Below are 6938 nucleotides of genomic sequence, written 5' to 3'. Positions count from 1 at the left end.
AGTGCTTGCAAGTCTTGCTCTACCTCCGGTGGAACTGTCCCAAAGCGCGTGGCGAGTAAGCGCAACAACTGCCGCAATGCACCCTGCTGCAATCCTTGCTGTTGAGCCGCCTCCTCTGGTAGGGGAACGAGATTGCCTGCTTCATCATAGAAACGCAACCACACTGCCCCAACTCGGTCTATCGTTCCAGACCAAGTTCCCAACCATAAACCCAATCGCTGACACCACAGCCACCCTTGCTCGTTAGCCACCAAGGGCTGATAGCGTTGGTTAGCATCCAAATGCCACCCGCGTAAGGAATTGGGGTCAAACGGGTCAAACACGTAATAATCTGGGGTGCGGAAGATCTGCTCGTAAATCTCCTTTTTCACTCCCGTGTCTGCTTCTGCGGTAGAGGGCGACATCAATTCCACAATGACATCGGGATAGCGTCCGTTCTCCTCCCACACTACCCACCCCTGGCGGTCGGTTCTGCCATCAACGCCCAGAGCCACAAAAAAATCTGGTCCGCGAAAATCTTTATTCCGCACCTGGGCGCTGCTGTAATAAATAAACATATTGCCCCCGACAAAATAATCATCGCGGTCAGCCATAGCGCTTGGCAGCGACCGGATCAGGGCATTCATAGCAATCCGGTGGCGATTCGTCTCCAAGGGTTCACCATCATCGAAAATTAACTCAGTAGGCGGCAGGGTCGGTTCCCAATCCACAACCGCTGTTGTTTGGGGCATTGATTCAAAATTCGTTTCGCTTGCCATCTAAACCTCCAAGGTACTGCGACCATAGCCCGATAGGGCTTGGTCGTATGGGGGATAGGAGGGTAATTGAGTGGGACTCAACGTCCCCGAAATTACCAACCCAGTGTTTCGAGCAAGAATGCGACATTTAGAATTAGCAAATCTACCCAACCTTGACCAATTAGCGTCACTGAGAGAAAGGTTGTTTCCCGTGTAGCCTGAACAATATCCAATCACTTTTTTGATTTCTCCTTTCGAGAGCGTTGAATATTCAATCAAATCTCCTTTCCTGGCTTCAAATGGAGTAGTTGAACCACCGTAGCGTTCTCTGATTCCTCCTTTGGCTGGAACAGCATCATGTAAGCGACGGCGCGTAATTCTAGGTTTAGAAATAACTTTAAATACAGCAGGAGTGATTGTTACTTTACCTACCCAATTACAGCCGCGACCATCTTTGGTTTGAATTGGTTTGTATTGGACGAAATGCCCACAGGCGATAGCCACTGCATCTACCGCATGAGTTTCTGGAACCTGTAATGCTTTGTCAGATTTGTTTTTGATAAGTTTTAAATATTCGCGAATCTGTGATGTACCGTTCCCATCTTTTTGCCAGCCTTCAACAGTCACGACTGGGGCTATTTTAGACAACTGCTCGATCGTCCAAGTCTGCCCCACCATCACAGGAGAAAAGCCAATGCCATCATGAGCGCCCTTGCGCCCAGATGTTTTGTCAACATCAGCCCTGACTTTTTCTACTCTGATTGCTGTAATTGGGTAAATGCGGGCTAACTCAGAAATCACCCGTATTTCTAGTTTTCGATTTGAGCGAATTGATGGCGGTAATTTAGTTTTCTTGCGGTTAGAAAAACGCTTTTGCCGATGATTTCTAAGCTTGAAAAAGAGCTTTCGGTCAATCCGTCTTCCTCTCCGACCGCGCCGCAGCATAGAGCGGTAAGACATTTTTTCTTTTATGCCAGCGATAGCTGTACCCTGCTTGGAGATAAATCCCATCAAAACAAGATGTGACATAAACAAAGTGTAGTTAGCTGATTGACAAGCAATGCCGCTATAGCGCTTGCCTGGGTCACAGGAAGCAATGATGTCCTGGGTTTGAGTACCAGATGGCTCGATTAACAATTGAACGCACCAAATACCTAGATCGTTCCAAAATGGTTTAGCTTTACCCTGTTCGATCCAACGCCTGGCGCGAGATGCAGTTGTTGGCATTAATGCCTCAAAGAATAGCGAAATCACAGGAACTCTTGGATTTTCTTTCTTCATTGGTATAACCCTTGAAAGATAAGTTTTAGTCACTTCCCTCATTCAGTAGCGCGTGTCTTGGCTTTACCCAACTCCCTGAGACTCCAGGGACTACATAAAATTCGAGCTAGTGAAGTACCCGAAAGTGTTTGACGCTACTAAACTCAAGAGGTATTGAACTTTTCATCTGGGGTTGTCTCCCAGAATCCATGTCTATACCCGTAGGGTTAGGCACGGTAGTTCAATACGCCAACTCCCTACCTGTTGACTGCTGTGGCTATTTTATCGAAACCTGTTTGACAGACGGGGCAACCAGATCCCCTACCACTGTCAAACCGCACTGCTGCTGCAAGTAATGCACCTGCACCAAGGTAACAGAATTTCCCTTTGGGCGGTTCTGGCAAAATTGTAGAGAACGAAAGCAAAATTTTATTCTTGTTTACTAGCCTCTCTTTGTAATTTCCTAGCAAACTCAGGATAATTTTCTAGCTCATCAAAAGAATCTACAGCTGGATGTTCGATCCGATTTTCTTGTGCGTGCAACTTATCCATATAAGCATGGAACGCTGCTTCATCATCTCGATGATTTAATACGTAAGTCCGTAACTCTTCCTTACTCATTGTCTGAAAATTGGGTTTCATAATTACTCGTCCATTCACCAAGTCAGTCAATTTCAATCTCGTTCTCTTCCCCAATTAACATAAATATATTTTTATTCCGAGCATCGAAGCAGACGAGGTTAACGGGTAAATACATTCTCGTTGCCCAGCAGCTTAGAATATAACATCGCAAAGTCTTTGCTGTTGTGGGAATAATTTGTCTCCTCTTTCAACATCTTCGTTACGTTTGAGTTAAGTCAAGAGATAGATCTTACTCCCACTTCATCACATAAAGATCGTCGAGCTTGCAGTTAAAAAACTGAGCGAGTTTGCCAGTGCTGATGCTATCAAGTCTTTTGAGTTTTCCCCTAATTAGACTTCTAATAGTTGATTGGGCTACGCTAGTCCGTTCGGACAGTTCTGCAATACTTAAGCCTTTTTCAGCCATTAAAACTTCTAAATTGGTGTAGAAGTAAAGCTCCTTTTCCTTCGGATGTTCTTTACTCATCACTGCTGTTGTCATTTTGTCTACCTTATTATATGTTTCGACTACTACTAGTTTAGCCACTCTGATTAGTAGTCGTCTAGATTAATTGACAAGTAAACGGCTAGTCGTCACAAGGTAGTAGCAGAACGGGTGCGCCAGGGGCGCTCGCCGCCCCCTCAAGACTCCGAGAGCGTGCCAGTTGTTGCCGACGGCTATAAAGGTTGTTTGCGGGATGCAGAGATCTTGCAAGCCGTCGGCACCGCTACGCTACAACTGGCTTAATTAAACCATTCGATACTACTCCTACCTGGCACAATGAGACATCTAGGTTGTCACAGTTTTTAAACTAAAATTTATTTACCAGGTAAACTAAGAGAACCGAGGCTCTTGACCATGACCGATCGCAGGAACACATTACACGAAGCTGTAGATCGCCTGTCCGAATCCTCCCTTGACATCCTGCTCCCCGCGATCGCGCAAATCGCCACCGAAAAAAACTCCGTCAAAACTGCTTTTCTGTTGCGGAGTATTGACGCATTAAATCGAATTGCCCAAACCTCCGCCACGGCAGAAGTGTTAGCTGCTAATTCTGACTACAGTATGTTGCTCAAAATTTTGTCAACACCAGAAGCGCTATCGACTTTGACTGCAACTGACCCTTTGGCTAGTGCTAGGTTGCGCGGTCTAGTGGTGAAACAACAACTGCTTGAGGCTGAAGGTGGCTGTCTGTCTAGTACCCAAGTAGCATCCCTGCTAGGGATTACCCGTCAAGCAGTAGACAAGCGACGGCGTTCTGGGCAGTTGATTGGCTTACCCACGGGGAAAAATCGGTTTGCCTTCCCTGCATGGCAATTTATCACCGGAGAGACACTTCCTGGTTTAGAGGTAGTACTCCAGCATTTGCAAGTACGAGATCCGTGGATGCAGGCGGCTTTCATGCTCAACGGTAATCTGAGACTAGATGGGCTGTCGCCACTAGAGGCTTTAAGACAAGGCAAGTTGGAAGAAGTCGGGAGAGCAGCACAAACTTACGGAGAGCAAGGAGCGGCTTGATGAGCGAGTCACGTCCAGCTCCCCATCCAGAGCCACCCCCTGACTTAGCTGGCAGAGACTTACCGCTCATCCAAATCGAAGACCTGTGGTTTCGTATCCATAAAAGTCAATACAGCCCGCTTTATTATGGGTCTTCTGGTCGCAATCGGTTTGATGCTCCCAACCAGGAATACGGCGTGATGTACGTTGCTGCTGATGTATGCGGAGCGTTCGTCGAAACTTTCGGTTCTTCCACGGGAATTCGAGTTATAGCACTCTCCGAGCTACGCTTATGTTCCGTGAGTCAGTTGCAGAGCGAGCGAGTGCTTAACTTGGTTGACTTAACAGGAGCGGGACTGGCTCGGATAGGCGCAGACGCTCGCTTGTGTGATGGAGAACACGGGCTGGCTCAAAGGTGGGCATTAAGTTTGTGGAGACATCCAGAGAATGTATACGGAATTTACTATCGCGCCAGACACGATCCCTCACGCTATTGTGCTGCTATTTTTAACCGCGCTCAAACAGAAATCGCGATCGCTCGGACTCAAGCATGTTGGAGCGATGATTTCAGAGTAACCTTAGCGTATGTCCTCGATACCTACGGATTTGGCTTAGTCTAACCTAGATGCTGCCAATAGATAAAAGCTCAAGGGTTAACACCCCCAATCGGCTTGAATCAACTAAAATTTTCTTCCCACATTCAGGAATATAACATCGTGGCAGGCTAAAGTTAGCGTGCCTAAACTGGCTCGTCCGAAAGTTCCGTCACGCTTACCTTATCCGTTGGTTGAGGTTCGCAGGGAGTTCCGAGAGAGCGAGCGCCAAAAATTTCCGCTGCCTCCCCGTCTCCACCAAATAGTGAGAAACCGTACCTGTGGTGGGTCATCAATATTTAGCTCCAAGTATGCTGCCTCAAGCACACTTAAAACATGATTTGGCATACCGAGCGCAAAGGAGTATGCTGGAGGATTAGCACAAATAAAGCACAAAGATAGCATACTTAATGGCGACCAACAATATTAGAGTTGTAGGCTACCTACCACCCCCCTACCACGAGAAGTTACGCGAGTATATGCAATCCCAATCGCTAACTGAAAGTGCAGCGATTGTTGCGATAGTCAAGCAGTTCTTCGATGGCGAGAGCGGGAGCGAACGAGTTGCCAACGCCAACAAAGAATTAGATGAGGCTCTAGCCCCATTCAAAGCCCAAATCGCTCTACTGGAGAGGCGCTTGGCAGTCTTGGAATCGGCTTTCGTGTCAAGTCAGCGATCCAAGCCAGCTAGAAGAGCGCCCTATCAGTACGGTCCACCACCCGTACTGCCTCCCCAAGACATTACCCAGTTGGCTCGCAGGCTAGGGGTGAGCGCCGCTACGCTTGAAGAAGCAGCTCAAAAAGATGAGGCTGAATTTAGGGATTGGAGTAGACGAAGAGACCCAGCTCAAAGAAGTTGGGAACGGAAAGGGGAACTATTTCACCCGAATTCCGAATCGTGATGCAAGGGATAGTACCACTTGGTGGAGACGAGTTTTGATGCGCGGTACGGTCAAGACCAACCGTTGAACTTATATGCCAGATTTTTAACTTAAGTTGATTCACAGATCTTGTGAGAATTTACTCATTACTCACGAAAAATCTACCCTTTCAGCTTCCTGATTCGCATACTAGATGAAAATATGTCGCAGAGTATGTAAACATTTCCTCCCCAATTGCGGATTAATTGAAAATTTTTGACTTGACGGCAATATTTTAGACTGAAACAGACTTTATGCAAGTAATAGCGCTATTTCATTTGCATTTGCTTCTATTTCCTCTCTGTCCGCTCTTACCGTAAGCTGCTACAATGCTCATATCACATATGATATGATAAACGTGCGTTTGGTTCTTGATACGGATGCGATTGTTGCCGCTATGCGAAGTCCGAGGGGAGCTTCGGCAGCTTTACTAATAGCAGCCCAGTCAGCGAGAGTCACTCTTCTATTAAGCGTGCCTCTGGCGATTGAATATGAAGCCATCTGTAGTAAACCAGAACATCAAATTGCTGCTGGTCTTTCGCAGGAGGAAGCGAATCAGTTCGTCACCGCAGTCATTGCGCTAGCAGAGCCGGTTTTTATTCACTACTTGTGGCGTCCAAGACTCCCCGATCCTAACGATGAGATGGTTTTGGAGGCTGCTGTTAATGGGCAAGCTTTGGCGATTGTCACCTTTAACAAGCGAGACTACGGCTCAGTACCAAATGAATTTGGGGTTGAAGTTCTTCTCCCCGCAGAAGCACTCAGGAGAGTCCAGTCATGACGAAGATTGTGAAAAACACCACGGCGAATTATGCCTTGCGACTACCACGCTCTCTCAAGACGGAGGTCGAACGTCTAGCAGCGCAAGATGGTGTCAGTGTCAATCAATTTATCGCTACCGCTGTAGCAGAGAAAATTTCAGCCATGAAGACAGCTCAGTTTTTTGTTGAACGCAAAGCACGGGCTGACTTTGCAGCTTTCAATCGAATTATGAGTCGGTCTGGTGGCGAACCACCTCGACCAGGAGATGAACCAATATGAATGCCAGTTCATTTCAAGAGACTACTGCAACGGAAGCCCGCGATTTTTATTTAGTCTGCAACAGATTTTCACTTTATGCGCGAACCCACGGCTGGAAGCACGCACCACCGCATGGGAGAATGAACGTGACATTAGAGTTCTTGCATAAGTCAGGAAGGCTTAAAAAGATCAAGTTCGTAGTTGTACAGCCCAGCTATCAGATTGAATCTCAACCCAAATCGTTTTCTCCGATTTCGATATCTTTCCGCCAAAATTTTAAACACTTTCA

At 46.9% G+C, this 6938-nt stretch carries 14 protein-coding genes; 7 read left to right on the top strand and 7 right to left on the bottom strand.

What is annotated here, in order from left to right:
- From ACRC32_RS26555 to ACRC32_RS26530, 6 genes are all read right to left on the bottom strand, one after another.
- A partial coding sequence (locus ACRC32_RS26555; protein WP_438556784.1) for a Uma2 family endonuclease occupies positions 1-758 on the bottom strand: 758 nt, incomplete at its 3' end.
- Positions 759-2018: an RRXRR domain-containing protein gene (locus tag ACRC32_RS26550; protein WP_438556783.1), complete on the bottom strand. Its 1260-nt coding sequence runs from the start codon at positions 2016-2018 to the stop codon at positions 759-761.
- A 236-nt stretch (positions 2019-2254) separates the two neighbouring features.
- On the bottom strand, positions 2255-2422 hold the full coding sequence (locus ACRC32_RS26545) for a hypothetical protein (RefSeq protein ID WP_438556782.1): 168 nt from the start codon (positions 2420-2422) through the stop codon (positions 2255-2257).
- Between the two features lie 4 nt (positions 2423-2426).
- Positions 2427-2639, bottom strand: a complete 213-nt coding sequence (locus ACRC32_RS26540; RefSeq protein WP_438556781.1) for a DUF6887 family protein — start codon at positions 2637-2639, stop codon at positions 2427-2429.
- A gap of 22 nt (positions 2640-2661) precedes the next feature.
- A complete protein-coding gene (locus ACRC32_RS26535) occupies positions 2662-2811 on the bottom strand; it encodes a DUF6888 family protein (RefSeq protein WP_438556785.1) in 150 nt (49 codons plus the stop codon).
- A 57-nt stretch (positions 2812-2868) separates the two neighbouring features.
- Positions 2869-3120 (bottom strand): helix-turn-helix domain-containing protein, encoded by a 252-nt coding sequence (locus ACRC32_RS26530; protein WP_438556780.1) that lies wholly within the window; start codon positions 3118-3120, stop codon positions 2869-2871.
- A gap of 114 nt (positions 3121-3234) precedes the next feature.
- Between ACRC32_RS26530 and ACRC32_RS26525 the strand changes: the two genes are divergently transcribed.
- The 3 genes from ACRC32_RS26525 to ACRC32_RS26515 all read left to right on the top strand — a co-directional run bounded on the left by ACRC32_RS26525 (position 3235) and on the right by ACRC32_RS26515 (position 4736).
- Entirely contained in the window at positions 3235-3366 is a 132-nt protein-coding gene (locus ACRC32_RS26525) for a hypothetical protein (RefSeq protein WP_317112594.1), read from the top strand.
- A 111-nt stretch (positions 3367-3477) separates the two neighbouring features.
- Complete coding sequence (locus ACRC32_RS26520; RefSeq protein WP_438556779.1) at positions 3478-4137, top strand: hypothetical protein; 660 nt, start codon at positions 3478-3480, stop codon at positions 4135-4137.
- The gene (locus tag ACRC32_RS26515; RefSeq protein ID WP_438556778.1) at positions 4137-4736 is read left to right on the top strand and encodes an RES family NAD+ phosphorylase; all 600 of its coding nucleotides are present in this window, start codon (positions 4137-4139) and stop codon (positions 4734-4736) included. Before ACRC32_RS26520 ends, ACRC32_RS26515 begins: the two co-directional genes overlap by 1 nt.
- A 119-nt stretch (positions 4737-4855) precedes the next feature.
- Here the strand turns inward: ACRC32_RS26515 and ACRC32_RS26510 are convergent, their stop codons facing one another.
- Positions 4856-5002 (bottom strand): hypothetical protein, encoded by a 147-nt coding sequence (locus ACRC32_RS26510; protein ID WP_438556777.1) that lies wholly within the window; start codon positions 5000-5002, stop codon positions 4856-4858.
- 117 nt (positions 5003-5119) lie between these two features.
- On the opposite strand from ACRC32_RS26510, the gene ACRC32_RS26505 reads away from it, so the two are divergent.
- From ACRC32_RS26505 to ACRC32_RS26490, 4 genes are all read left to right on the top strand, one after another.
- Positions 5120-5611: a hypothetical protein gene (locus ACRC32_RS26505; RefSeq protein ID WP_438556776.1), complete on the top strand. Its 492-nt coding sequence runs from the start codon at positions 5120-5122 to the stop codon at positions 5609-5611.
- Positions 5612-5978: 367 nt separating this feature from the next.
- Positions 5979-6410: a PIN domain-containing protein gene (locus tag ACRC32_RS26500; protein ID WP_410500866.1), complete on the top strand. Its 432-nt coding sequence runs from the start codon at positions 5979-5981 to the stop codon at positions 6408-6410.
- Entirely contained in the window at positions 6407-6670 is a 264-nt protein-coding gene (locus tag ACRC32_RS26495) for a toxin-antitoxin system HicB family antitoxin (protein WP_039712379.1), read from the top strand. Before ACRC32_RS26500 ends, ACRC32_RS26495 begins: the two co-directional genes overlap by 4 nt.
- A partial coding sequence (locus ACRC32_RS26490; protein WP_438556786.1) for a hypothetical protein occupies positions 6667-6938 on the top strand: 272 nt, incomplete at its 3' end. The genes ACRC32_RS26495 and ACRC32_RS26490, both read left to right, overlap by 4 nt.

Source organism: Chroococcidiopsis sp. (assembly GCF_051657925.1).
GTDB lineage: Bacteria > Cyanobacteriota > Cyanobacteriia > Cyanobacteriales > Chroococcidiopsidaceae > Chroococcidiopsis.
Note: the sequence above shows the minus strand (reverse complement) of the source record. Positions and strands in the feature narration are given on the sequence as shown.

Coding starts and splice junctions, on each gene's coding strand:
- ACRC32_RS26550 (WP_438556783.1), bottom strand. CDS start 2,018: ATGAAGAAAGAAAATCCAAGAGTTCCTGTGATTTCGCTATTCTTTGAG.
- ACRC32_RS26540 (WP_438556781.1), bottom strand. CDS start 2,639: ATGAAACCCAATTTTCAGACAATGAGTAAGGAAGAGTTACGGACTTAC.
- ACRC32_RS26530 (WP_438556780.1), bottom strand. CDS start 3,120: ATGACAACAGCAGTGATGAGTAAAGAACATCCGAAGGAAAAGGAGCTT.
- ACRC32_RS26520 (WP_438556779.1), top strand. CDS start 3,478: ATGACCGATCGCAGGAACACATTACACGAAGCTGTAGATCGCCTGTCC.
- ACRC32_RS26515 (WP_438556778.1), top strand. CDS start 4,137: ATGAGCGAGTCACGTCCAGCTCCCCATCCAGAGCCACCCCCTGACTTA.
- ACRC32_RS26510 (WP_438556777.1), bottom strand. CDS start 5,002: ATGACCCACCACAGGTACGGTTTCTCACTATTTGGTGGAGACGGGGAG.
- ACRC32_RS26505 (WP_438556776.1), top strand. CDS start 5,120: ATGGCGACCAACAATATTAGAGTTGTAGGCTACCTACCACCCCCCTAC.
- ACRC32_RS26500 (WP_410500866.1), top strand. CDS start 5,979: ATGATAAACGTGCGTTTGGTTCTTGATACGGATGCGATTGTTGCCGCT.
- ACRC32_RS26495 (WP_039712379.1), top strand. CDS start 6,407: ATGACGAAGATTGTGAAAAACACCACGGCGAATTATGCCTTGCGACTA.